This window comes from Microbulbifer sp. HZ11 (assembly GCF_000708675.1).
In the GTDB taxonomy this organism is placed as follows: Bacteria; Pseudomonadota; Gammaproteobacteria; order Pseudomonadales; family Cellvibrionaceae; genus Microbulbifer.
In genome coordinates, this window is sequence record NZ_JELR01000002.1 from 1798479 (window position 1) to 1824859 (window position 26381).

At 56.3% G+C, this 26381-nt stretch carries 20 protein-coding genes; 13 read left to right on the forward strand and 7 right to left on the reverse strand.

Translation table 11 applies throughout. The features are described 5' to 3' along the window. Positions 1-42 precede the first annotated feature (42 nt). Together panD and AU11_RS15245 are read left to right on the forward strand one after the other, a co-directional pair. Complete coding sequence (panD, locus tag AU11_RS15240) at positions 43-432, forward strand: aspartate 1-decarboxylase (RefSeq protein ID WP_043320113.1); 390 nt, start codon at positions 43-45, stop codon at positions 430-432. 179 nt (positions 433-611) lie between these two features. After that, the gene (locus tag AU11_RS15245; protein WP_197023847.1) at positions 612-1502 is read left to right on the forward strand and encodes a LysR substrate-binding domain-containing protein; all 891 of its coding nucleotides are present in this window, start codon (positions 612-614) and stop codon (positions 1500-1502) included. Positions 1503-1576: 74 nt separating this feature from the next. Here the strand turns inward: AU11_RS15245 and AU11_RS15250 are convergent, their stop codons facing one another. The 4 genes from AU11_RS15250 to AU11_RS15265 all read right to left on the reverse strand — a co-directional run bounded on the left by AU11_RS15250 (position 1577) and on the right by AU11_RS15265 (position 7961). Continuing rightward, entirely contained in the window at positions 1577-2929 is a 1353-nt protein-coding gene (locus AU11_RS15250; protein WP_043320116.1) for an MFS transporter, read from the reverse strand. 15 nt (positions 2930-2944) lie between these two features. Further along, positions 2945-4105, reverse strand: a complete 1161-nt coding sequence (locus tag AU11_RS15255) for an iron-containing alcohol dehydrogenase (protein ID WP_043320117.1) — start codon at positions 4103-4105, stop codon at positions 2945-2947. Between the two features lie 125 nt (positions 4106-4230). Further along, the gene (locus tag AU11_RS15260; protein ID WP_043320118.1) at positions 4231-6870 is read right to left on the reverse strand and encodes a TonB-dependent siderophore receptor; all 2640 of its coding nucleotides are present in this window, start codon (positions 6868-6870) and stop codon (positions 4231-4233) included. Positions 6871-6944: 74 nt separating this feature from the next. Next, a complete protein-coding gene (locus AU11_RS15265; RefSeq protein WP_051687300.1) occupies positions 6945-7961 on the reverse strand; it encodes an alpha/beta hydrolase in 1017 nt (338 codons plus the stop codon). Between the two features lie 472 nt (positions 7962-8433). On the opposite strand from AU11_RS15265, the gene AU11_RS15270 reads away from it, so the two are divergent. Both AU11_RS15270 and AU11_RS15275 read left to right on the forward strand, forming a co-directional pair. Next, entirely contained in the window at positions 8434-9891 is a 1458-nt protein-coding gene (locus AU11_RS15270; RefSeq protein ID WP_043320119.1) for an NAD-dependent succinate-semialdehyde dehydrogenase, read from the forward strand. 75 nt (positions 9892-9966) lie between these two features. Next, positions 9967-10917, forward strand: coding sequence for a LysR substrate-binding domain-containing protein (locus AU11_RS15275; RefSeq protein WP_081848152.1), 951 nt, complete (start codon positions 9967-9969; stop codon positions 10915-10917). Between the two features lie 132 nt (positions 10918-11049). Here AU11_RS15275 and AU11_RS15280 read toward each other — a convergent pair whose 3' ends face one another. After that, positions 11050-12366, reverse strand: a complete 1317-nt coding sequence (locus AU11_RS15280; RefSeq protein WP_197023848.1) for a PHB depolymerase family esterase — start codon at positions 12364-12366, stop codon at positions 11050-11052. A gap of 237 nt (positions 12367-12603) precedes the next feature. Here AU11_RS15280 and AU11_RS15290 point away from each other — a divergent pair, with 237 nt between their 5' ends. The 3 genes from AU11_RS15290 (at position 12604) to acs (ending at position 17804) form a co-directional block, all read left to right on the forward strand. Beyond that, positions 12604-14502, forward strand: coding sequence for a bifunctional acetyl-CoA hydrolase/transferase family protein/GNAT family N-acetyltransferase (locus AU11_RS15290; RefSeq protein ID WP_051687302.1), 1899 nt, complete (start codon positions 12604-12606; stop codon positions 14500-14502). 2 nt (positions 14503-14504) lie between these two features. Next, positions 14505-15431: a histone deacetylase family protein gene (locus AU11_RS15295; RefSeq protein ID WP_043320123.1), complete on the forward strand. Its 927-nt coding sequence runs from the start codon at positions 14505-14507 to the stop codon at positions 15429-15431. Between the two features lie 435 nt (positions 15432-15866). Further along, on the forward strand, positions 15867-17804 hold the full coding sequence (gene acs / locus AU11_RS15300) for an acetate--CoA ligase (protein ID WP_043320125.1): 1938 nt from the start codon (positions 15867-15869) through the stop codon (positions 17802-17804). A 76-nt stretch (positions 17805-17880) separates the two neighbouring features. On the opposite strand, the gene AU11_RS15305 is transcribed toward acs, so the two are convergent. Further along, positions 17881-20430, reverse strand: coding sequence for a TonB-dependent receptor (locus AU11_RS15305; RefSeq protein ID WP_043320127.1), 2550 nt, complete (start codon positions 20428-20430; stop codon positions 17881-17883). Positions 20431-20683: 253 nt separating this feature from the next. Between AU11_RS15305 and AU11_RS15310 the strand changes: the two genes are divergently transcribed. The 4 genes from AU11_RS15310 (at position 20684) to AU11_RS15325 (ending at position 22972) form a co-directional block, all read left to right on the forward strand. Then, complete coding sequence (locus AU11_RS15310) at positions 20684-21535, forward strand: universal stress protein (protein WP_043320129.1); 852 nt, start codon at positions 20684-20686, stop codon at positions 21533-21535. A 45-nt stretch (positions 21536-21580) separates the two neighbouring features. Further along, entirely contained in the window at positions 21581-22060 is a 480-nt protein-coding gene (locus tag AU11_RS15315) for a YciI family protein (protein WP_043320131.1), read from the forward strand. A 30-nt stretch (positions 22061-22090) separates the two neighbouring features. Continuing rightward, positions 22091-22507, forward strand: coding sequence for a hypothetical protein (locus tag AU11_RS15320; protein WP_043320132.1), 417 nt, complete (start codon positions 22091-22093; stop codon positions 22505-22507). A 90-nt stretch (positions 22508-22597) separates the two neighbouring features. Next, positions 22598-22972 (forward strand): VOC family protein, encoded by a 375-nt coding sequence (locus tag AU11_RS15325; RefSeq protein WP_043320133.1) that lies wholly within the window; start codon positions 22598-22600, stop codon positions 22970-22972. A gap of 136 nt (positions 22973-23108) precedes the next feature. Here AU11_RS15325 and AU11_RS15330 read toward each other — a convergent pair whose 3' ends face one another. Continuing rightward, on the reverse strand, positions 23109-23672 hold the full coding sequence (locus AU11_RS15330; RefSeq protein ID WP_043320134.1) for a PadR family transcriptional regulator: 564 nt from the start codon (positions 23670-23672) through the stop codon (positions 23109-23111). A gap of 314 nt (positions 23673-23986) precedes the next feature. Between AU11_RS15330 and alaE the strand changes: the two genes are divergently transcribed. Continuing rightward, positions 23987-24586: an L-alanine exporter AlaE gene (gene alaE, locus AU11_RS18180; RefSeq protein ID WP_081848155.1), complete on the forward strand. Its 600-nt coding sequence runs from the start codon at positions 23987-23989 to the stop codon at positions 24584-24586. Positions 24587-24927: 341 nt separating this feature from the next. Then, complete coding sequence (locus AU11_RS15340) at positions 24928-26361, forward strand: hypothetical protein (protein WP_197023849.1); 1434 nt, start codon at positions 24928-24930, stop codon at positions 26359-26361. Positions 26362-26381: the final 20 nt, after the last annotated feature.

The following is a 26381-nucleotide window of genomic DNA, read 5'->3' on the forward strand; positions in this document are numbered from 1 at the left end:
TGGTAGTTGAAATTTGGTAGTTGGAATAATAGGAGTCTGGTTATGCAAATCGAGATGCTGAAGGGCAAGCTGCATATGGCGGCGGTGACCCAGGCGGAGCTCTGGTATGACGGCTCCTGCGCGATTGATGAAGATCTGGTGGAGCTGGCCGGGCTGCGCGAGTTTGAGAAAATCGATATTTACAATGTTTCCAATGGGGAACGCTTCCACACTTATGTGATTCTCGCGGAGCGTGGTTCCGGGATTATTTCCATGAATGGTGCCGCCGCCCGCCGGGTGCAGGTTGGTGACCGAATCATCATCGCTGCCTATGCGCAGATGTCTGAATCCGAAGCGGATTCCTTTAAGCCCAAGCTGGTTTATCTGGATGAGCAGAATCGGGTTGAGCGCAGTACGAATACAATTCCTGTGCAGCGGCCAGAATTGGTTTAAATTCCCAGAGTATAAGCAGAAATTATGCTGGTCGAACCCGGCAAGCACAGCAGGGGAGCCGACATTGCTCTTACCGGAGCTGAACCTCTGGCTCCGGATTGCCAGGTCGAAAGTTTGTCAGTAGTATCATCGAAAAAAGAAGCGATGAAATGCTCGATAGACACCCCCCGCTCAATGCCATGTTGTGCTTTGTCAGCGCAGCGCGCACGCTCAACTTCAGCCGCTCGGCAGAGAATTTGTGTGTTACCCGATCGGCGATTAGCCGGCAAATCCGCTGTCTGGAAGAGTTCCTCGGGCTTCGATTATTCGAACGCAGCAACAAGAACCTGGCGCTGACGGCGGCCGGTGCCGAATACTTCGAAGCAGTAGCCCCCCTGTTTGCAGAGCTGAAAGCTGCAACCGACCGATTGGTCACCGGGCGCGCCGAGCAAAGTTTTCGCCTGAATGTGTCGGCCACCTTTAACGCCATGTGGCTGATGAGCCGCTTATCCAGCCTCGAAGCACTATCTCCCGGCTTTTCAATTTCCTTTATTACAAACAATGTCGATGCCAGCTACCCGGCACTGGATCTTGATGGATCTATGGACGCTGCCATCCGCCTGGGCAAAGGCGAATGGCAGGATTGCCAGTTCGACAAATTATTTGATATTCCCATTCAGATTATGGGCGCGCCGAAGTTACTTGGTGGCACGGCGCCCTTTGAAGATTTGGAATCGCTGGCTGAATTCGACTGGCTCCATTACAAGCATCTCCCGGATCTGTGGTCGCAGTGGCTCACCGCAGCAGGCGTGCCGCAATTGAAGTCCAAAAAGCGCAATATCATCCTGGATAATGTCGCCGTTGCCTCGCAGGCCGCCGCCGATGGCTTGGGGCTGATTCCCATGTATATGCCTCTGACGGCGCCATTGATTGCGGATGGAAGAGTGGCGTGCGCGCACAATTTTGCCATGCTGAAAGAGGAGTCTTATTACCTGCTGTATTCAAAGAACTCTGCCAAAAACCCGGCGATCGAATTTTTCCGGAATTGGTTGCTTAACGAAGTGAAAAAGTCAGAAGACACTCTTCTGTAGTGTCTTCTGATTTTTTACGGCTGTCTTTGCAAATTCTCTTTCTCAATTGCGTGAAAAATAAATAATCGGTGCGTTTATACTGTCTCACTTTTTGTGAGACTCGCACGGTAGTGTGGCAGCGCTCGCCATAGCAGTAACGCGGAAATGGTGAGTGCGCACCCCGGTGCGAGCACCAATGAATAGCGCAGCAAGCTCGGGTCTTGAAACAGGAAATCCGTCGCCAACGCAATGCTCAGTGGCCCCAGTCCCAGCCCAATAATGTTTACCACAAACAGGTACAGCGCAGATATCTGTCCGCGCATTCTGGCGGGCACCACTTCCTGAATGGCCGCGGGCCCCAGTCCCATCATGAAATTGGTGAAGAATGTGGATACCGAGAGCAGTATCAATACGCCCGTAAGTGTCGGCATCAGCGGATAGAGAAGCGTTGGTGCCAGCCCCAGCAGTGCTGCGAATAGCGCTGTGCGCGGCTTCCCGTCTCGCCACCCCCGTTGCCCCATCCAATCTGCAATGCGCCCACCGCAGACAACACCCGCCGAGCCAAAGAATAAAACGATCAGGCCAAAGGCAAGGCCAGCCTCGGCAAAGCCCAATTGATGGCTGCGAATGAGAAAGCTGGGTACCCACGCCACAGAACCGTAGCCCGCCAGCGATGCCAGCGCAGCGGCGAGAATCAGCAGCGTCAGGGTGCGGCGGTTCTGTCTTAGAAACTGCCAGACTTCTGTCAGAGGTATCGCGGTACCCGTCCCACCGGTACGGCGTGGCTCGCGCAGTGCGAGAACAAACGGGACCAGCAGCAGGCCAGGCAGGCCGACCGCGAGAAACACCAGCTGCCAGGAGCGGACTTCCCCGATGAGCGGAACCACAACACTATCAATGTTCACGGCCCAGGCCACGACGCCGCCACCGACAATCAACGCCAGCCCGCCGCCGATATAAATTCCCATTGAATAAACCCCAATCGCCGCAGCCAGATTCTTGCGATCCACGCTGTCGGCGATCAGGGAGTATGCGGCGGGAGACAGGGAGGCTTCGCCAACGCCAACACCCATGCGCGCGACGAACAATTGCCAGTATTGGCCCGCCAGGCCGCAGGCAGCGGTGGCGAGGCTCCACAGGGTCAAGCCAGTCGCAATAAGCCCGCGCCGGCTTACGGTATCGGCAAGGCGCCCCATCGGCAGGCCCAGGATGGTGTAGAACAACGCGAATGACAGGCCCTGCAGCAAGCTCACCTGGGTGTCGGATATTCCCAGGTCGCGTTTCATTGGTTCCACCAACAGGCTGAGAATCTGGCGGTCAATAAATGAGAAGGTGTAGGCAACCAACAGTACGCCGATGACGTACCAGGCATAGCGACCGGATTTTGCAGCCGCGGCACCGCCAGAGTCAGAGCTGGGCGCAATTGAATTTAAACTCTCAGTCTGCATTTTTCGGTCTCCGAATTAGTAGGCGGCGCGGTAAATCATCAGCGCATCGTGTTCTGTAAGTGCCCGCGGATTGTTGACCAGTAGTCTCTCCTGCAGCATGGCATCGTGTGCCAGCCCGCTGAGGCTGTGTTCCGGAACATTGACCGCACGCAGCTGGTTTGGGAGTTCTAGCTTGGCAATCAGCTGCTCTAGATAATCGATCAGATCGTGACTTCTCTCGAGGGAATCGGCTCCCGGGTTGTCGTAATCTTCGATCAGGATAGGGGTGAGCTCTGAATACAGTGGCGCAGCCACCGGCAGGTTAAAGCGCATTACATGGGGCAATACCAGCGAATTACTGAGCCCATGGGGAATATGAAAATGACCGCCGAGTGGATAGGCGAGCGCGTGTACCGCGGCAACCGGCGCATTCGCGAATGCCTGCCCGGCCAGCAGCGATCCCAGCAGCATAGCGCTGCGCGCTTCCCGGTTTTGCCCATCGTAAACCGCAGTTTCAATATTTCTGCTGAGTAATCTCAGAGCTTCTCTGGCGAGCATGTCTGAGTAAGGGTTTTTTTTGATTGCACTGGTGTAGGCTTCAATGGCGTGGACCATGGCATCAATACCGGTGGCCGCCGTTACGTGCGGCGGCAGGCCGAGAGTCAGATCCGCATCTAGCAGCGCAATATCGGGCAACAGTTTTGGCGAGACCACGCCGGATTTTGTGGTTTCCCCGGTGGTGATGATGGCAATGGGGGTAACTTCCGAGCCGGTTCCCGCGGTAGTTGGAATCTGAATGAGCGGCAAGCGGTTGCCGCGAATATTGCCTACACCGTAGGCTTCTTTTAACTGAATCGGTAACCGGCATAGCGCTGCTACGAGTTTGGCGACATCCATCGAGCTGCCGCCACCGAACCCGATGACACCGTCGACTTTATTGTCCCGAGCAAATTCAATGGCATTCTCCACCACAGACTCTGGCGGGTCCGCAACCACCTCGGTAAATAGCCGGCATTCGATATCGGCCTCGGTCAAAATGGTCATCGCTGACTGGTGCAGCCCTGCATCCACAAGACCCTGATCCGTTACCATTAAAGCCCGCTCAATTCCCAGGTTCACGCAAAGCTCGCCAAGCCTTGAAACGGCGCCGGGCTGGCAGACGATAGAGTTGCACGAGTCAAAGTTAAAGTGCGACATGCGAAATTACCGAATTAAAAAAGCAAGCGATCAATCTTTAACAACAAGAATGTCACTTGCGAAAGGGAGTCATTTGGGTTTGCCCGTTTCCGGGAAGCTTGTGCTTCCCGGAAACGCGTCGGTGATCAGAAGCTGTATTTAGCGCGGGCGTAGAATACACGTCCGAGTGGATTGTGCTGCTTCGGGTCGTAGCTCAAGTTCGCGCCGTTATACGCGCGCGGCGGTGCCTCATCCAGAAGATTCTGGATGCCAATGCTGAGCGTGGTTTCCGCATCCTCCGTCATTCCGAACGCGAAACTGCGGCTATATTGGGTATCCAGGGTTACAACGGAATCCACGCCCGCCTGCTCGGTGTCTGGAACCGCCTGGCGCATATCGTAGCTGGAGATGTAGTTGATGTTCAGGCCCGCGGTTTGTCTGTCAGACATCCAGTTGATCGCGAGATTGGCCTTGGTTTTCGGCATTGACCGCGCGAAGTTGTCATAGTTGAAATAGCCCGCCGCTTCCACGGTATTTCCCGCTTCATTGGTGATTTCATAACTCAGGAAGTGCGCGATATTCAGTGCCGTAGACCACTGGTCATTGACTTGCCAGATAGATTCAAAATCCAGGCCGGCTACATCAACACTGGAGGAATTGAAGTACTCGACATTGATGCCGGAAAGGTTGCCAAACTGGTCGCGCTGAATATCGGGTCCGTCCAGATTGGCCAGCAGTTTACCCTGGGCATTTTCTACGGTGATCAGGTTGGTGTAGTCAACGCGCCAATAGTCGAGTTTGAAATCCAGATCATCGGTGGGTTGGAATATCACACCAATGTTGTAGTTTTCAGACTCTTCGGGCTTCAGCTCATCGGAACCCGACGCGGCTACACGAATAAAAGCGACCCCACCCTTGGTTGTACCATCGGCGTTGAAATCCTGAATGCCGTTGAGGGTGACTGCCGTGGCATATTGCTGTGACAGCGAAGGCTGGCGGAATGCGGTACTGGCCGATGCGCGCAGTATCCATTGATCTGAAATTTGCCAGCGCGCGGCGAGTTTTGGATCAAAGCTGCTATCGGTATCCAGGTTTTCATAGCGCAATGCGCCGGTGAGCTCAAGTGTGTCCGTCAGCGGTGCTTTAACCTCGGTAAATACGGCCGTGCCATTACGGGATTCATCCACATGCGATAAGCCACCCAGGAAAATCAGGTCGACAGGAATGGGATTGCCATTGGCATCCTTTTTCAGCTCGTATACGTCATCGGTATCCACAGAGAAGCCTTCGCTGCGCGCTTGTACACCTGCGGCAAAGCTCAGGGTTCCTGCGGGCAATTCCATAAGGTCTCCGCTGATTACCGCATCCCATATCAGCAAATCCGTTTCGCGGGTTGCCTCGGTCACATAGGAGAAATCATCGATCAGGCCCTGGCTATTGCTTGTCGGGGTGAACGGATTAAACCATTCATCGTTATTTGGTCCGCCCATTCCTGCCAGGCCGGCGAGTAATCGGGATTTGAGTGTGTCTTGCTGAAACTGTGTGTACTGGTTGGCGCTGTAAGTCAATGCGCTATCCCACGATAGGCCACCGGCGGTTTCGCCGGTCAACTGCAGTGACGTGCGCAGTGTGTCATTCTCACGCGCCGCGGTCGGGGGTTCGAAACCCGCACCTAGTGGGCGCCCCAACCAAATGACCGGTACGCCAAATGGGTTGCCGGGGTGACTTGCATCAATAACCGGGAAGGTCAAATCCGGATAGCTGGGAGACTGTGGATTGTCGGTAACTTCGCTGCTCGAATAGCCGATCTCCGCAAACAGTTCGATTCCGCCAGAAAACTCCTGGGTCAGATTGCCGTATACCTGGGCACGATTTTCTGTGTTGACCAGGTTGTAGTATTCACCGTAGTGAAAGCCACAGCGTACACCGCTGGGCTGCGGAATCAGCACTCCTTCTTTATTGTCGGTACACCCGGCATCCGGAACCGATTCGAAGGGCATATATGTGCCGGCGTATGCACCGCTGGCGACATTGACCGGTGCCGCGGCATAGGGGAGAAACGAGTTTCCAAGTGAGCTAATCGCGTTGTCGACAAGCTCCGGGCGATCAGCGCCGCTAAGAGGAGTGCGGTCGAGGTAGTGTGCTGAGAGAGTGAAACGTGTGTCTTCATCTCCTCCGCCCCAGACCATGCCAAAATTCGTATCCTGCTGGCCTCCGTCACCGGTCCTGCGCACGCCGCCGTTGATCTCAACACCTTCAAAATCGCTGCGCAAAATAAAGTTGACCACACCGGCAACGGCATCGGATCCGTACGCGGACGCGGCGCCCTCTTTCAGTACCTCAACGCGCTCGATGGCATCCACAGGAATTGTGCTGGTATCGACAAATACGCTCCCGTCATTGCTGAGAGCCCCGGATATTGTTTGTCTTCGGCCATTGATCAGCACGAGGGTAGAACTCAGACCCAAACCGCGAAGATTGACGTTCGATGTTCCCTGGGTTGAACCCTGAGTAAAGGAGTCGGCCTGATTTTCCGAGCCTGAGATGAGCGGTAGCCTGGCCATGACATCGGCCACCGTCGTTGCGCCGATAGAATCAATATATTCGCGACCCACCACCTGAACCGGAACGGCCGCATCGTCGGGTGATGACTTGATATAGGAACCGGTCACCATGACTTCTTCTAAAGTACCATCCTCTTGTGCGGCGACCGCACAGGATCCGCTGACTATGGCCAGAGAAATGGCCGCACTCAGTGTTTTTCGGCTGGAAAATTTTGTGTTCATCGCTATCTCTCTTTTTATTAAAACGGTTGTCGTTATTGTGACCTCAAGCGTTACCTCTCAAACTGACCCATGATTTATCCTGGGTCATATGTTGATTCGCTACTTCCGGCGGAGATGCGCATAGCGCGCAGTACGGATGCGCACTCGGAAAGGGCGACCTGACACTGGGGCAAAGTGCCAAAGTTGATAAAGCCGTGAAACATATCCGTGTAGCATGAGTGGCGCACCGGGTTGCCAGCGCGTCGCAGCTTTTCCGCATAGGCGGCACCCTCGTCGCGCAGTGGATCAAACCCTGCGGTCAGCACAAACGCCGGGGGCAAATCACTGTGATTTTCTGCGTGCAATACGCGAAATCTCCAGTCGCTGTCGTGGTCCTTCGAAATGTAATGGTTGTGGAACCACTCCAGGCCTGCCTGGGTCAGCAGAAGGCCGTTGGCGAATTCTTGTCTGCTGGGTGTTGGTGTATTGCCTTCGGTACAAGGATAAATAAGTAGTTGAAGGCTGGGGCGCGGGCGCTTTTGGTCGCGATTTAACAGGCAGGCCACTGCAGCCAGATTTGCCCCGGAACTGTCGCCGCCAATGGCAAGCCGGCTCGCATCCAGGCCCAGTGTGCCGGCGCGCTCGTAAATCCAATTAAAGGCGTTTTGGGTGTCGTAAACCGCACTCGGGAAGCGATGCTCGGGAGCCAGCCGGTACTCCACTGATATTACCGCGCACCCCGAAAGTGCCGCGAGCTGAGCGAGGCAGTTGTCGTAGCTCTCGATACTGCCCAGAACGAAGCCGCCCCCGTGAAAGTACACCAGCCCTGCAAGCGGATACTCGTCGTTGACCTCCGGCAGATAAATTCGAGTGGGCAATGTGCAGTCATCAAGCTCGATCCGAATATCCCGCCGAAGGATGCCGCTTGGGTTGCCGTGATCCCAGGGGTTACCGCGGACCACGCGTTGTGCGCGAACCTGATCTGGACTGTATTCCGGCATTGCCGGCAGGCTATTGATGACTTGCAGGATTTCACGTCCCTCAGGGGCAACTTCGATCGCCGCTAGCGGCGCGCCAGATATACCGGCCGAACCAGCTGTACCTTCCTTCATGGGCTTGACGCCTGGGCTCAGTAGCCAGTGAAGATCTCTATCTTGGGCAACTTCCAAATCGAACATGCGGGACACTGCTCCGAAAACCGTTTTTGTTATATACGTTGTTATAAGACTGATATAAGACTTGTTCTATGAACCGACGTTGGCGTTTATGCCCAGGCGCCTATGCAAAGGTATCTAGGCTCAGCCGTGTATACCCATGATGGTGCCGAGCAAGCGAAGGGTACAAGCGATTAAAACTGGACAGCTTGTTGCGCAGAGCGCGACAGTGTCCCGTGGGGCGCCAGTCCGTCGTTGCTGGCAATACCGCAAGCCCGAGGATTGAGTGACTTGATGGTCCCTGGTGCATTTACGGCAACAGCTGTTGAAATTTGGTTGCTTGACCCCTGGGCGGTCAATTAACACTATTGATCCAGCCAAACAGGTCACGGTGATCGCGGCCGTGACAAGTACATTGACTGGATAAAACATGCTTCAACTTAATGACCCTTCGCTACTGCGCACCAAAGCATTTGTTGCGGGACGCTGGGTGGATGAGCCCGGTCGGGGCGAGTTTCCCGTATTCAATCCAGCCGACGAGACGGTAATCGCATCCGTATCAGATACCGGGCGACAAACCGTGCGAGTCGCGATCGAGGCGGCCACAGTGGCGATGGCAGAGTGGAAGCTACGCACAGCGAAAGACAGAGCAAATATCCTGCGCAATTGGTTTGATTTGATTCTCACGAATACAGAAGATTTAGCGCTTCTTATGACTTGGGAGCAGGGTAAGCCGCTGGCGGAATCTCGCGCCGAGATTCGCTACGCGGCGTCCTTTGTTGAGTGGTTTGCGGAAGAGGGCAAGCGTGCCTACGGCGATGTCATACCGGCGCACGCTACCGATTTGCGCCTGCTGACGGTGAAGCAGCCAGTGGGCGTGGTCGCCGCAATAACGCCATGGAATTTCCCAAGCGCGATGATTACCCGCAAGGCAGCGCCTGCGCTGGCTGCGGGATGCGCGCTGGTCATCAAGCCTGCCGCTGAGACGCCGCTTTCGGCACTGGCTCTGGCGGAGCTGGCGCACCGGGCGGGATTGCCAGACGGTATTTTGAATATTGTTGTCGGCACCGATGCCATCGGCATGGGCGAAGAGCTCAGTAGTCATCCACAAGTGCGAAAGTTGACCTTTACCGGATCCACTCGCGTGGGGAAACTGCTCATGGCCCAGTGCGCAGGAACCGTCAAGAAAACGTCGATGGAGCTTGGGGGCAATGCCCCGTTTATCGTATTTGATGACGCGGATCTGCCGACGGCGGTTGCCGGTGTGATGGCATCAAAATTTCGCAACGCCGGGCAGACCTGTATCAGTGCCAACCGCATTTTGGTGCAGGAGGGAATTTATTCGGACTTCCTTCAGGAGCTGACCCGCGTGGTAAAAAAACTCAAGCTGGGCGATGGCCGCGATCCCGAAACCGATATCGGCCCCTTGATTACCGGAGCGGCTCTGGACAATGTTGATTCCCTGGTTCGGAATGCATTGGATTGTGGCGCCAGGGCGATGGCTGGAGGTCAGGTATCCATTCTTGGTGGTGGGTTTTATGAGCCCACGGTGCTTGCCGATGTTACCCCAGACATGAAGGTGTTTCGGGAGGAGATATTTGGTCCGGTAGCGCCTGTTGTCCAGTTTTCTTCGGAAGCCGAAGCCATTGCACTGGCCAACGATACCAGCGCCGGGTTGGCCAGCTATATCTATACGCAAAATATTTCCAGGATTCTACGTACGACCGAAGCACTGGATTTCGGCATGGTCGGTGTGAACGAAAGTATGATTTCAACAGAAGTGGCGCCCTTTGGCGGTGTGAAAGAGTCTGGTGTCGGTCGGGAGGGATCCAGGTATGGCATCGACGACTATCTCGAGATCAAATATGTGTGCATTCGAGGTATCTAGTTGTTGCCGAATTTGCTATTTACGGAGTTTTCCTGACATCTACAAACTCACCAATATACCGTTTGAGGCTATGAAGTGGCCAGGCATTACCCACCGCTGAACGCGCTGTTGTTTTTTATTACTGCCGCGCGCACTCTGAGCTTTACCCGAACGGCCGAGGAGTTGTTCGTGACCAGATCCGCCGTTAGCAGGCAGATCAAAGGGTTGGAAGATTTCCTCGGTACAAGCCTGTTCAAGCGAGCAAAGTCAGGATTGGAACTGACCCCGAGTGGCGTTAGCTATTCTAACGCGCTATCACTTTGTTTCGCCGATATCAAATTGGCCACCGACGCCATCCTGGGGTGCGAAGGCGATGGAAAATTCAAGCTGGGTCTTTCGGCCACGTTTAATTCCACCTGGTTGATCGGGCGCCTGAATCGGCTTCACGATCTGCATCCAGAGCTGGCCGTCGCCTTTGTTACCAACGCGTTGGATACCACGGAAGAATCGGTCGATTTCAGCAGCGGGGAAATGGATGCAGCGGTGCGATTGGGAACAGGAAGTTGGCCCGGATGTCAGAGCGATAAGCTTCTGGATGTGCATATTCAACTGGTTTGCGCGCCTGAATTGCTGACAGCAGCGAGGACCGGGTTGTCGTTGCCTGAAATAGAGCAGCACCCATGGTTGGGGTACAAGCACCTTCCCGAACTGTGGCCAAACTGGTTGGCCAAGGCCGGTGGCGACGCTTCGGCATTTGCCCGCAAGCGGGTAATGGCGTTCGACAATGTTGCGGTGGCCGTGCAGGCCGCTGTGGATGGGCTTGGGATCATTCCCATGTACCGGCCGTTAGTCGACCCCTTGCTGGATTCCGGGAAACTGGTCGTTGCACACGAATTCACGATGCTATGCGAAAAAGCGTACTATTTCGTGTGCCCCACCAGTTATGCGACCCACAAGCCGACGGTGATGTTTCGAAAATGGATTCTTGCTGAAGCGGAAGAATTTATGCGTCGACGGCCGGCATTGCACTGCGTGCATGATCCGTAATATTTTGTCTGGATTTACTCGAATCGAGCTGGGGATCAAAATTGGTATGCGGGGTGTCTAGCTCTCCGGAGCCGCAATCGTAGGCTCCGGAGGCATTTGTTAAAGTTGTAACCACTGGACTAACGTGTTCAGTTACGGGCAGCTACCCGCTTCAAAGTACCCTTCACTGGTTTCCGAGATGGTATTGTATGAATAGGGTCCGGGGAACGTAAGCTCTTCACCGCTGCCCTTGGCGTAGTAGTGATACACCCAGTTGAAGTACCAGACAGTTGCTCGTTGCGGGGTGCTGTTGTAGTGGTATGTGTTAGCGGTTGTGTATTCTTTGCAGGTCCAGGCATTGCAGGCTAAATCACTGCCGCTGCAATTCTGGTCAATCCCATCATCGCAAATTTCCGTGGCCGCTGGGTTGATGCTGGCATCCTGGTCATTGCAGTCACTGCCGGAACTGAATCCATCCCCATCGCTATCATTACCCGAGGTTCCGCCAATTCGACGATTGTTGTCAAAAAACCATTGGGTTACGTAGTTGGGGTAGTCCACTTTGGTGTTGACGAAGTAGCCGGAGTTTCCGCCATTTCCAGTAGACCAGTCGTGTCCCATACCACTCACGGATATTCTGGATACACGAGGTCCCGTGGTGTCTGAGAAAATGACCTTGGTTCCGCCGCCTGCAATGCTGGTGGCCGGCCCCTCTGAGGTAGCACCGTATACCAGACTCATGATATTTGCACCGTGCTGATTGAAGCCTGGGTCTACCGTCGAATCTGCATTTCCGTGAATGGTTGAATAAATCTGTGTCTCCAGATGTGAATTGTTGCTTCCTGCGAGATCGGCACAGTGTGCTGCGGCATTTGCGTCGGAATAGTTCCAGGGGACGCTGGCGTACTGGTAGGTGGTGGTGCCGAGGCCGGGTCCCGCTGAGCTGCCGACGCCGGCAAAAATGTCCGGCGCGAGGCAGGCAATCACATTGGCTTGGCCTCCGCCAGAAGAGAAACCGGTAATGTAAACCTGGTTAGGGTCAATGTTCAGGGCGGTGCGGCTCGTCAGCTCAATAGCGAGATTGATAATTTCATTGTTGTGCTTGTTGCTTCGGGTGTGGTTCTCGCCATAGTAATCCCAGCAGCTTATGTTCGATGCTCCCAGTCCGGGTACATCCGGCAGGGCGATAATCATTCCAAACTGATCGGCGGTGGGCTTCCAGTCCGCATTGTTTTTCATGTCCGTATTGCTCATTGAACAACCGTGAAGGTTGATCATGAGTGCGCGTTTATTGTTGATCAAAGGTGCAGTTGTCGGCACATAGATGTGCACCGAGTCCATGCCCGCCAGATAATGTTCTGTGGTCCAGTTGCCAGCGTGGGATTGGGTAGAAATAAACAGGCTGGTTACTATGGATATAAATAGGACGCGGCAGAATGTCCCGCTTCCCTTGAGCGATCTCGGTTTCATTATTCTCACCATGCTTATAAGGTATTGTTATATTAACGAGCGTGTTGCAGCCGCGATTCTAAATATTCCTGGTTACATTGTGTTTGTGGCTGCTATTTGATGCTTGTCAATTCACAGGTTTTGGTCAAGTGATTTAAAATCACCGCGTGTCGACCTGAGATCACCATTGGGAAATTATTTTGGGCACTGCACCACTTACCATAGAATCACCCAATTGTTAGGAGCCCGCTAAATTCTATGTCGTCCCTGACAAGCCCCAAGACCAATGAGCCCCTCGCGTGGGACCAGCTGTTAAAAAGCGGCTGCCGGATATTTCTCGGCTCTCACGCCGCTGTCCCCAATGAGCTTATGGCCGACCTGGTGGCCAATAGCCGTGGCCTCAATGATATTGAGGTGACCCACGTCTTTACCCTCTCGGATAACTTCTGGGCCGAGCGTAAATACGCCGAGCTGTTTACCGTCAATGCGCTCTATATTGGCGGTACCGCGGTGCGCAATGCGGTGGCGGAGGGGCGGGCGGACTATACGCCGACGTTTCTTTCCGAAGTGCCGAAGCTGTTCAGTGATCATGTGCTGCCACTGGATGCCGCCCTGATCATGGTCAGCCCGCCGGATGAGCTGGGCTACTGTTCCCTGGGTGTGAGTGTGGATGTGGTGTCTTCCGCGGTGAAAAATGCCACCACCGTCATCGCCCAGATCAATCCCAGTATGCCCCGTACCAACGGCCATACCTTTATCCACAGGGATCAGATCCACGCCTGGATGACGGCCGACGCACCCATCCCCGAATCACCACCACCGGAAATGGATCAGGCGGTGGAGCAGATCGGGCAATATGTGTCGGTGCTGGTAGAGAATGGTTCTACGCTGCAGATCGGGATGGGCAAGGTGCACGATGCGGTGCTGCGGTATCTGGGTAATCACAAAGATCTGGGTGTGCATTCGGAAATGATTTCCGACGGCGTGGCGCAGTTGATGAAAAGTGGTGTGATCAACAACCGCAAAAAAACCTACCACCGGGGAAAGACGATCACCAGTTACTGCATGGGTTCAAAAATGCTGTACGACTTTGTCGATGGCAACCCCCATGTGGAACTGTACCCGGCGGAGCATGTCAGCTCACCGGTAAAAATTTCCCGCAACGACAAAATGGTGGCCATCAACAGTGCCATCGAAGTAGATCTCACCGGGCAGGTAGTGTCTGACTCCATCGGCAGTCTGCTGTACAGCGGTATCGGTGGTCAGGTGGATTTTATTCGCGGGGCGGCACTGAGTAAGGGCGGTAAGCCGATCATTGCGCTGCCGTCTACCGCGCGGGACAAGAACGGAAAATTGATCTCACGTATTGTTGCGTCCGTGACACCGGGCGGCGGCGTGGTAACCACGCGGGCGCATGTGCATTACGTGGTTACCGAATACGGCATTGCCTCACTGCGCGGAAAAAGCGTGCGCGAGCGCACCCTGGAAATGATCCGCATTGCCCACCCGGAATTCCGCCGGGAGCTGCTGGAGAAAGTGCGTGAGTTTTACTGGGTGCCGGAATATCAGGAACAGGCGCCCACCACGGTACCGGAGCTGGGGCCGGTTGATCAGAAGCGTTATACCTTCGACGGTATCCGCTACACCCTGCGCCCGCTGCGTCCTTCCGATGAGCGCAGGTTGCAGGAGTTTTTCTACACCCACAACAAAGAAACCCTGATGATGCGTTACAACCACCACGTAACACAGATGTCCCGGGAAAAATCCTGCAGCCTGGTCAGCGTCGACCAGCGCAAAGACCTCGCGCTGTGCTTTACCGATTATGACGGCGGCAGCGAAGTAATTCAGGGGGTCGGTCGCTACTACTTTTACTCCAACAACAGTTGCGAAGTGGCCTTCGTAATTAAAGAAAGCCGTCGCGGCAAGGGTATCGCCTCCACCCTTCTTGAAGAAATGGAACGCATCGCCCGCAAGCGCGGTATCGAAAAAATGTTTGCCTGTGTGCGTCGCGACAACAAGCCAATGCTCAAAGTGTTCGAAAGCAGCGGCTTTGTCACACGCCCGGGTGATTCCATGGATGAACTTTATCTGGAACTGGACCTCACCAGTGCAGAAAGCGATAAGAAAAACAGCGGCGACAAGGATAAAAAGGACTGACCATGCCCACCGTAGGATTTTTCTCAGACCCCGCCTGCAATCGTCACGATATGGACGAAGAACACCCCGAGAGCCCTGCGCGTCTGGATGCAATCCAGGACCAGCTCTTGAGCAGTGGCATGGAATACGTACTGCGTTTTTTCGACGCTCCCCAGGCCACCCGTGAACAACTCGAACGGGTCCACACCCCCGAATACGTTGCCTCCATATTCGACCGCGCGCCCAGCGAGGGTATCGAAGCCCTCGACGAAGACACTCGCATGAATCCCCACACCCTCGCCGCAGTACTGCACGCCGCCGGCAGCGGCGTTGACGCCGTAGACCGCGTCATCGCCGGCGAAATCAACTCCGCTTTTTGCGCCGTCCGCCCCCCGGGCCACCACGCCGAGCGCAACAAAGCCATGGGCTTCTGCTTCTTCAACAACATCGCCATCGCCGCCGCCCACGCCCGCAAAGCCCACGGCCTGGAACGCGTGGCCATCCTCGACTTCGACGTCCACCACGGCAACGGCACCGAAGACTTCACCGCCGGCCGCGAAGGCTACCTCTTCTGCTCCAGCTTCCAGTCCCCCTACTACCCGTTTACCGGCACCGGCGAGCTACCGGACAATATCGTCAACTCTCCTCTGGAGGCCGGCGCCGGTGGCGACGCCCTGCGAGAAGTTGTCGAACAGCAATGGCTGCCCGCACTGAAAAAATTCAATCCACAGATGCTGTTTATATCCGCCGGTTTTGACGGACATATCGAAGACGCCATGGCGCAGCTCCGCTTCAAGGAAGAGGACTACTTGTGGGTGACAGAACAGCTGCGACAGTATGCGGACCAGTACTGTGAGGGGCGAATCGTCTCCGCCCTCGAGGGCGGTTATGCCCTGTCCGCCCTGGGGCGCAGTGTGGTTGCACACCTCAAAGGCCTGATTGGTAATTAACCGAACAAATACCCACAAGCTGATGAGAAGGTGGAGTGCCGGGTACGGGTTTTCAGGTCGCAAACAGGATGTTTGCGCCGCAGCGCCCAGGGATGGGTTCACAGCGGTCCTGAAAACCTGTACCCGGCGCTTTACCGCCACTAGACCTCTAAGTGGCCACCCCAAACCAAAACCAGAACCAACAAAAAGGCACCAGAATCCAACGTAAAGCTGGGAAACCGCAAACCCTGCACGCTATGATGAAATGAAAGGAGAGGTGACAGCGTTGTCATTTCTTGGCCGCCAGTGGTATAACTTATCGGGATAAATGCCCAGGGCCCCCACGTGGGCGCACCCGGGTAAACAACTGCGATGAACGTGCCGAAGCGACTGCTCACTAGTAGCTCGCTCAAAGGACGGCACAGCAGCCCGATAATACTAATAAGGGAGAAAACGATGTCTGAAGTGCACACCTACCCGGTGCCCGAAACCTTTGCCGCCAATACCCTCGTCACCAAAGACGACTACCAGCGGATGTACCGCCAGTCGGTGGAAGACCCGCAAGCATTCTGGTCCCAGCAGGCCAACGACTTCCTGCAGTGGAGCAAACCTTTCACCAAAGTGGTGGAAGAAGATCTGAAAAAAGGCCGCGCCGCCTGGTTTGCCGACGGCGAACTGAACGTCTCCGCCAATTGTATCGACCGCCACCTGCCGGCCCGCGCCGAACAGACCGCGCTGATCTGGGAAGGCGATGATCCCGCCGACAGCAAAAACATCACCTACCAGGAATTACACGAACAGGTCTGCCGTCTCGCAAACCTGCTCAAGGCCCGCGGTGTCAGCAAGGGCGATCGCGTGTGTATCTACATGCCCATGATCCCCGAAGCCGCCTACGCCATGCTCGCCTGCACCCGAATCGGCGCCGTGCATTCCGTGGTGTTCGGTGGCTTCTCCCCGGACTCCCTGAAAGACCGTATTCTCGACTCCGACTGCCGCCTGGTGATCACCGCCGACGAAGGCGTGCGCGGCGGCAGAAAGGTACCGCTGAAAGCCAATGTGGACAAAGCCCTCGCCAGTTGCCCGGATGTGCACACCGCCATCGTGGTTAAGCGCACCGGTGCCAATATCGACTGGGACAGCAAGCGCGACATCTGGTACGCCGAATCCGTTGCCGAGCAGAGCGCGGACTGCGCACCGGAGCCGATGAATGCGGAAGACCCGCTGTTTATCCTTTACACCTCCGGCTCCACCGGTAAACCCAAGGGCGTGCTGCACACCACCGCCGGTTATCTGCTCGCCGCTACCATGACCTTCAAGTACGCCTTTGATTACAAGGAAGGCGACGTCTACTGGTGCACCGCGGATGTGGGTTGGATCACCGGCCACAGCTATATCGTGTATGGCCCGCTGTGCGCGGGTGCCATTTCCCTGATGTTTGAAGGTGTGCCCACCTATCCGGACGCCTCCCGCTGCTGGCAGGTGGTGGAAAAGCACAAGGTAAACACCTTCTACACCGCTCCCACCGCCATTCGCGCCTTGATGGGCGCCGGCGACGATTTCGTGACCAAGTGCGACCGCAGTTCCCTGAAGCTGCTGGGTACCGTGGGCGAACCGATCAACCCGGAGGCCTGGGAGTGGTACTACGATGTGGTGGGTGAAAAGCGTTGCCCGATCGTGGATACCTGGTGGCAGACGGAGACCGGCGCGCACATGATCACGCCACTGCCCGGCGCTACCCCGCTTAAACCCGGCTCCGCGAGCCATCCGTTCTTCGGTGTACAGCCGGCGCTGCTGGATGAGAAAGGCCAGGAGATTGAAGGTGAAGGCGAGGGCGCACTGGTCATGAAGGCCAGCTGGCCGAGCATGATCCGCAGTGTGTACGGCGATCACCAGCGCATGATCGACACCTACTTCTCCACCTTCCCCGGCTATTACTTTACCGGCGACGGCGCGCGCCGCGATGCAGATGGCTACTACTGGATTACCGGACGTATCGATGACGTGCTCAACGTCTCCGGCCACCGCCTGGGTACCGCGGAAATCGAGAGTGCGATCGTACTGCACGAAGACACCGCGGAAGCCGCGGTAGTGGGCTACCCCCACGATATCAAGGGGCAGGGTATTTACTGCTATGTCACTCTGAAAAATGGCCGCGAGCCGTCGGATGCACTGCGCAAGGAATTGATCGATCTCTGCGTGCAGGAAATCGGCCCCATCGCCAAGCCGGATATTATCCAGTGGGCCCCGGGCCTGCCGAAAACCCGCTCCGGCAAAATCATGCGCCGTATCCTGCGTAAGATCGCCAGTAATGAGCTGGATTCTCTGGGGGATACCTCTACCCTGGCCGATCCATCCGTGGTGGAAGAGCTGGTGGATCACCGCGCGAACCGCTAATCACTTTTTTCCGTCAGGATCTGAAACGAAAAACGCCGGGCATTGCCCGGCGTTTTTCGTCTGGTTTGCTATCCCATCAATAGGTGTAGCTGAAGCCCAGCTCGTATGTGGAGCCGTACTCATCGTACTGTGACAGGCGGCTCTCGTTGCCGAAGTAGTAGAACTCCGGACGGTCATTGAGGTTCATCGCCGCTGCGGACACCGTGAGGTTGTCATTGACTTCGTACTTGGCGGTCAGGTCCACCTGCATGAAATCGCTGGTGTAGCGGTCGTTCAGCGCGCTGTCACCGAGCTCATCCAGATACTTGTCGCGATAGTTGGCGGCCAGGCGAATATCCCAGGCACCCTTGTCGTAACCGAAGGCCAGGTTGGCGGTATTGCGCGCCTGTTTCACGTAGGGTGTGGTGCGATCGCCATAGGCAGAATCCGCAGGCAGATCGGTCTCGCCGTCGGCAAAGGTGTAGTTGACCATCGCCAGCAGGCCATTGTCCCAGGCGTGCTGCAGCGCAAGTTCCGCACCCCAGATACGGCTGTCGTCCGCATTGATGTAGGTTTCCATGCGATCCCATACCTGTCCGCGTAACTCCGCATCGCTTGCGCTGACTTCGACGATGGCATCGCTGATGTCTTTGTAGAAAAGACCGGCGCCGATAAAAGTACCTTCACCTACGTAGTACTCGTAGCTGACATCCAGGTTCCACGCGGTGGTCGGATCCAGGTAGGGGTTGCCGCCCTCGATCTCGTTATCTTCCAGATCGATTTCGGCGCCGGCACTGGCCTCACCGAAGCCGGGGCGTACCAGGGAGCGGAATACGCCGAGGCGCAACAGCTGGTCACCGGCCAGTTGCAATTGCACGTTCAGTGAGGGCGCGAGGAAGCCGTAGTCGTTGTCATAGGCAACATCCCCTGCGTAGGCATCGCCGTCGAACTGCTTGCCGCGGTAGGTCGCGCGGGTGTCTTCGTAGCGCAGGCCGTAGACGTAGGTGGCGAAGTCGGTAGTGGTGGTGGCCATCAGGTAGCCGGCGAAAATATTTTCTTCCGCGTACCAGTCTGCGGCGATGGATTCTTCTTCTTCGTCGCCGCTCAGCTCATAGAGCTCGCCGGGGGCGCGGCAGCTGGTGCCGTCGGACAGAGCGAAGCTGCCATTGCCCAGGGTCGGGGTCAGGTCGCGCACACCGTCAAAGGTGGGTGAGGGGCCGTGATTGTTGCCGAAGTAATCCCCGATCACACGGTTGTCGTGTTCCGCCAGAGTGACATCATCAATGGGCTCGTAGCCGCAGAAGTTGAAGTCGTTGTCCTTGTCGCGCTGGCGATACTTGATGCCGTATTGCAGTTCGGTAACGTCGTTCAGGGCCAGGTCCATATCCACCCGCAGACCGAAATCCCGGTCGGTGCTCAGCGCCGTTTCGCTTTCCAGTGCCTTGAGGAAGTAGTTTTGTGGATCGTAGAGTTCATCGGCGTAGTTCAGCACCGGTTTTTTGGGGTCGCTGTTGTCGTAGGTCATCGGCGTATCGAGCTCGATGCTGCGGTAGATGGCATTCCACTTGTCGGTGTCGTCCTGCTCCGCTTGCGAACCGAAAATTTCCGCCTTCAGCGTGCTGCGCTCACTCAGCTGGAATTCACCGCCGAACTGGGCGGAGCTGATGTTGCGCACTTCAACACGCGGGCGGGATTCGGTATCCATGCGCTGGGTCGGGTAGGTGGCGATATCGCCTTCTACCGTGGCATCGTCTTCCAGTGAGCGGGTCTCCCACTTGGCGCGGTCTTCGGTGTCGGTGTACTCGTTGTGGAAGAAGCGCGCGAAGTAGCTGTTGCCGCTATCTGCCTGGTAATCGAAGTTCAGTACCACACCCTGACGCTCGCGCTCCAGGTCGTAGTAGCGCATTTCAAAGTCGGAATCGATGGCTTCGTCGCCCCAGCCGCCGGTTTCATTGTTGCGCGCGACGATGTGACGGGTCTGGTCGCTGAGTACCATGGCCACACCCAGTTCGCCGTCCTGCAGGCGGAAGCGGTTAGTGGCGGTAACGGCCAGCTTGGGGTTGCTTCCGTCTTTGGTCAGCTCGTTGTAGGAGGTCTCGGCTTTGACCTTGCTGTGGAAGCCGTCGTACTTGAATGCGCTGATGGTTTCCAGATCGATGGCACCGCCGATGGTGTCCGCGTCCAGGTTCGGGGTCAGGGTTTTGTACACGGTCATGGAGTCGAGCATGTCCGAAGGTACCCCGTCCAGCATCACGCCACGGCGGTTTTCCGGAGAGGCGGTACTCACACCGTTGATGGTCATGGCGTTCAGGTCGGTGTTCATACCGCGCACCGATACGTAGCGCCCCTCACCCTGGTCGTTTTCCACCATGATACCGGGCAGGCGGCGCAGGGATTCGGAGACGTTGGTATCGGCAAAGTTGCCCATGGCGTCGGAGTCGACAACACTGGATGCCTTGTCGGAAGCACGCTTTTTCTCCAGGGCATTGGCCAGTGCCGCGCGGGAGCCACCGTAGACCTCGACCTCTTCCATGCTTTCGGCACTCTGCTGCGCCATGGCGGAGCCTGAGACGGCGAGGCCGATTACCAGTGCGAGCAGTGTCTTCTCGCCGGAATATCGTGGGAATTTACGTGTGTTTTGGCGCATGGGGAAGTCCTTAAATTATATTGCCCTGAGCGTTATTTGTTGATTTACCGGCCGGGGAGACTAGGACGTTTTTATTGCAATAGAGTGAATGTATTGTGAATGACCGATTGCGCGGTGCAGGGTCATCTGCTGGAGAGGTCACCCGATTTCCCGGTCCAGTGCGCCGTGGGCGCGGAAATGAAACGAGAGGCTGACTTCAACGTGGTTTAGAATGCTATGCATGCGAGTCAGGAAACCCCCGGACGGAGGCACAATGCAGAACATTCTCGTTATTCTCGATAAGCCCAAGCACGAACAGATTGCGCTGCAGCGAGCGCTGGATCTCGCGGAAAAATCGGGAGCCCGGCTGCATCTGGTGAGTTTCGTTTATGAGCCGTTGGCGTCTATTTCATTTTTATCGGGAGCAGTCCTGAATGTCAGTGCCGAGATGCAGGAAGCTCGCCATAAATGGCTTGCGGAAATGCAACAGAAACACGCGTTACCGGCAGGCTCTCGCGCAGAAGTGGTCTGGCACCACGATATTCCCTCGTGGATCCTGGATTATCTGGCCGATAACGATTGCGACCTCGTTATCAAGACGGCTCAAAAGCAATTCGGCCGGGGCGGATTCGGGTCTATTGACTGGCGCCTGATTGAAAACCTGCCCACCCCTCTTTGGCTCGCGGTCAGTACCCATTGGGTGAAGCACGACCGTATTGTCAGTGCCCTCGACCCCGCACTGGATAACCCCCTGCACATCGAGCTCAATCGGCGGGTGCTTGCGTTCGGTGAGGCCATAAGCCAGCGGTTGGGGGCGGATCTCGAAGCGGTGGCCTGTGTGCCGGCGCCGGATGAAATTGTCGACCTGGATGCGTTTCGTGAGCAAACCGGTGCGCTTCTCGACGCGGTGGACAAGGTGATCACCGACAGTGGTGTGCACTGCACGAAAACCCACTTTGTCACAGGCAAGCCCGCCGCAGAGGTGAACCGGGTTGTTGACCGGAACAAGGCGAGGGCCATTCTGGTCGGGCGCGGTGTACGCAAAGGACCGAAAGGGTTTTTGTTGGGGAATACCGCCGAGCGTATACTGGGGCGCAGCAATACCGATGTGATGGTCGTGCCGTAAATCCAACGGCCTCTACTTCAACAACAATAAGCGAGAGAACTCTCAATGCCATTGAAATCGTGGAGCCTGGCGACCCTGCTGTTGGTCGGGTTAACTTTTTGGGCCCGTGCCAGCGTGGCGGAATCCGGAAGTGAAAACGCTATTTACGATCCGCAACTTGCCGAGGCACTCGGTGCCGATCAATATGGAATGCACAAATATGTGTTGGCGCTACTGAAAGCCGGCCCCAATCGCGACCAGGATAAGGCATCTGCGGCGGAGTTGCAGCGTGCTCATATGGCAAATATTCAGCGATTGGCGGATGAAGGTGTACTGGTGCTCGCCGGTCCCTTTCTGGATGGTGGTGAACTGCGCGGTATTTATATTTTCGATGTGGATACCGTGGAAGAGGCGCGCAAGTTGACAGAAACCGACCCCGCGATTCAGGCTGGCCGCCTGGTGATGGAACTGCACCCCTGGTACGGTTCCGCGGCGGTGAAAACCGTGAATGGTGTTCACGGCAAACTTGCCCAGCAGTCTCCATGATCATCGAATAATTATTGCAGAGTCCGACTCGTGAACGAACAGCAGTACCTGTGTGACCATTATCGTTTTAACGCGGAGCAGCGTTTAAAAGCATTCAATTTTTTTGTGGTTCTCTCCATGTTTGCCGATGGTGGTGTCTTCACGGCTGTGGAGAAAGGATTTCACCCTCTGATCCTGGTGTTGCTTGGCGGCTTTGTCGTGATCGTATCTGCCGTTTTCTGGGTGATGGATATGCGTAGTCGTCAGCTATTGAGTCTGGCGGTTCCGGGGCTGCGTGCGGTAGAAACGCAATTGCCGGAAGCGGCACGAGTATTTACCCGCGATCTGTATTCTCAGGGCAGTTGTATCCGCTATACCGTCGCAATTCGTGCACTGATACTGGGACAGTTTCTCTGTGGTAGTGCCGTAGTCATCTACGGTTTTCTGGCGTACTTCTCAATCGTATAGTGTGTTTCCGCTGGTCACTGCCAGCGGTCTTGCCCGCTCGTATCTATACTGAGTTTTCTCAGTGAGAATTGATCGCGCCTGGGGGCTACCATGCTGGACCATATTGGTCTGATTGTGCACGACTATGATCGCAGTAAAGCGTTTTATCAGGCCGCTCTGGCGCCCCTTGGGTACGAGCTGGTAATGGAGATGGGCGACTGGGCCGGATTTGGCTGGGGTGGTAAATCCCAGTTGTTAATCAGAGGTGGCTCGAGCACGTCGCCCGCGCTGCGTCTTGCGTTCAGTGCTGAAGATCGGGACACGGTGCTGGCATTCTACGATGCTGCTCTGGAGGCCGGTGCCAGAGATAGCGGCGCTCCTGGCCTGCGCCCGGAATATCACGACAACTACTTTAGCGCCTCTGTGCTGGACCCGGATGGGCACAATGTCGAAGTGGTGTGCCATATTCCCGAAGATGCCTTCTGAGTCCTCAGGTGTATTTTCCCGACAGCGTCGAATGAAGCAGGAATATTCTTGCCTGTCCTGGCGGTGTGGAGTCCGATGCTTCCAGCATGCCGTTGAACCACGTCCTCTGCGGTATCGCTCCTGATCCGGGGGAGTCTTAGTCAGTCACCGAGCCGCTATTGGCGATCTCCTCGTCCAGGCGGGACAACAGCGTTTCCGCCCAGCGGATCCAGGTTTTCTCCGTTTCTATGCCCAGCAATAAAGGCTGGTGGGAAATCCACAGTCGTTGCTGCTGGTCTGCCGGGCGCCGGTAGAAGCGGGCATTCTGGGCCTCGTAAGTGGCGAGTTTGTCCCGGTGCTGACTCAGGTGGTCGGTGAGTTCTGCACGCATCTGCGCTGCGGACAGGTGGTGGCCGGCAAACACCTGGATCAAGAAAGGGTCGCGGATCTTCTGTGCGGCGGCGGGCTGGGTGATCCAGGCTTCCAACGCAGCCCGCCCGGCATCGGTCAGGCTGTATATTTTCTTGTCCGGGCGGCCATCCTGTCGCTCTTCCACGCAATCCAGTAACCCCTCGTTGTGCAGCTTGTGGAGCTCTCGGTACATCTGCTGGTGGCTGGCACTCCAGAAATGATTGACGCTGCGCTCGAAGCGGCGTTTGAGGTCGTAGCCACTGCCGGCCTCTATATCCAGCAGGCTGAGCACGGCAAATCTCAGAGACATTGGGGTTCTCGACGGTTTGAGGAGTAGCTATGCGTAAAGTTGCATAGGTAAGTAGTGTAAGGTCCCGGTGCCGGTGAGGATAGCAGTAGTGAGGTAGGCGCTAGAGTTTAGAGGTGTGGGGGTGATGAGTGTTTCGTGCAATATGCATTATTAGGATGCAATTGGCGATAATTAACCTAAATATAATATAAGAAGGCTGGAAATTACGGTTTCTGTGGATATAATCGCGCTCGGCCATCAAAAGTGGCTGAATAATGTGCAATAGCCGTCATCCCCGTGGCCAAAAGCCACTGTATTTCAGGTCCAGTTTCGTCATGTCGCCCCAGTCCCTGTCTCAGGCTACCGAAGCCATTCCCGTCTCTCCGCCCGTGATGGCACTGGAGGACGAGACTCCCGTTGAGACATCCCAGTGCACCAACTCCCGCCTGAATCAGCGCCGCAACCGCCGTACCCGCTGGAGCGAGTGGTTGCTCGACGTGTTTGCCATGAACAGCTTCTCCTGGGCTATTGCGATCCCCATCGAGCTGGTATTGGCGGGGATGAGCTGGCGCGAGCACCTGAAGGTGCGGTTGCTGGCGGTGGTGTTCAATACCCTCATCGCACGGCCGTTCAGCCTCTACCGCAACTGGGTGGTTGAGCGCTTCGGGCGCGGCAGTGCCCTGCACAATTACGGTGTGGATACGTTCGTGTTTCTCAGTTTCCAGTTGCCGCTGTACACCGCCAATATGCTACTGGGGGGCGCCTCGGCGGGGGAGATAGCTACCGCCTGTGTCACATTTGCCCTGATCGCTGGTGTGCTTGGCCGCCCTTACGGCATGTATCTCGATTTTTTGCGACGGCTCTGGAGTCGCGGGGGGACCCGTTGCAAAGGCGCTGAATACCACCGGACATCAACTGACCTGGAACGGGCGTAATGGCTTGTAATGCTGTGTAGTTGACTTGCTTTGGTTACTGCCTTCAAATGCGCCCAGCGAGAAATACGTCGCATATTGAAATTCTGGCGTAAAATAGTGTCATGCGGCACCGGATTTGGTGTACAGCAAAGTGAGTACCGGGCAGGATGCCTTGGTTGCCGCAGAAATGTGACTGAACGCGTGTTCACCACACCAACACCATGAAGCGCTCGCCGTACTGCCCATGCGACGAGAAATGGCCCCTGAAAAGACCGCCCGCTGAAAGCAGCAGGGTGGGACGAATGGACAGGGGATATGGGCCGGGTTGCTGGAATAACCCGAATTCTTCAGTGGTTACAAGGATGAATATGACCATGATCTACTGCCGTGCGGCGAGTGGCGCCTGTGTGGGTGCCAGCTCTAGAGTAAGCCGTCGGCTACCTGCCCAGCGAAGGGCAACAGGTGGCCGTGTTACTGTGGCGATTACCACGCTGACTCCTGCCATTGCCTGCGCTTTTCCCGGGCAGGAGCTTCTGCTCGAGATCCACGTACCTCTCTTCTGGACCCTGTTGGTCGCAGTCGCACTGGTTGTGACGGTGCTGCTGAACATACGCCTGCGCACCCGGCTGCAAATCGCCCAGGATGCGGCGGGTACCCGAGTGTCCGATCTACAGGCGGAAAATGGCAAGCTGTTCCGTCAGGTGCAAACCCGAATGCACGAGCTGATGGAGCGTGACAAACTGCTCGAAGAAACCAGGATTGCTGCCGAGCAGGCAGAGGAACAGTATCGGGACTTTCTCTCGCTCACCGGGCACCGGATGCGCAAGCCACTGGAAACCCTGGTGAGCACCATGAACCTGCTGTCCCGCGGCGGCGATGATGAGACCCGCCACCTGGCCGACGCCGCACTCGGGCAGTGCCGTACGCTGCGCAGCAACATAGAAGAAATCCAGCGCGCGGGTCAGGGCAGCGCCGACGGGCATGAGGCCATTGCCGCCCCTCCCGTGGCGGTTGAAGAGCCTCGGCGTGCGCTGCATATCCTGTTGGTGGAGAACGACAGCCATCCCAGCCTGCGCCCCCGTCTCGAGGCCGGCGGCCACAAGGTACGCCGGGAAACCAATGGTATCGATGGTGCCGAGGCGGCACTCAGGGCCAAGTATGATCTGGTGCTCATCGATGTGCGCCTGCCCTTGATTGACGGAGTCGAGACTGCGCGCAAGATGCGTGGTGATTTTTCCAATGAAAACCTGTTCATTTTTGGAATGCTGGACAGCGTCAGCAAGGACGATCGCGAGCGCTTCGCCGGGCGCGGCCTTTCCGGTGTGCTCCCTTGCAACCCGTCGGATGCACAGTTGATACAGCTGTTGAGTTGGGTGGATCAGAAGACCCAACCCAAGTCCCCGGCGGGCAAACCGTCTCGAGCCAGCAAGGTGTTGAACGCAAGTACTCTGGAGCGCCAGCGGGATACTCTGGGCCATCTGACATTTGCTGAGCTGTTGGGTGATCGCCTGGCCAGTCTGCCGAAGAAGATCACGGCCTTTACCAGCGCTCTCACTGGCCGGCATTGGCTCGATGCACAGCATCAGGCCCAGGCGATTGCCGCGGAGGCAGAAAGTGTCGGGCTGGAAGTGATTGCCGCGCGTCTGCAGGCGTTGTCGTCGCGGCTGACCATCGATAGTGAGCGCGAATACTGTCGCCACCAGCGCACAGAAATTCTCGGGCTGATGCGCTCTTCCATTCAGCAGTTGAAAGCCTGGCGGGAGAAAAATGTGCACACTGAGTGGGCGCTGCGCTAGCCCGTTTGCCGGCCAGCGTG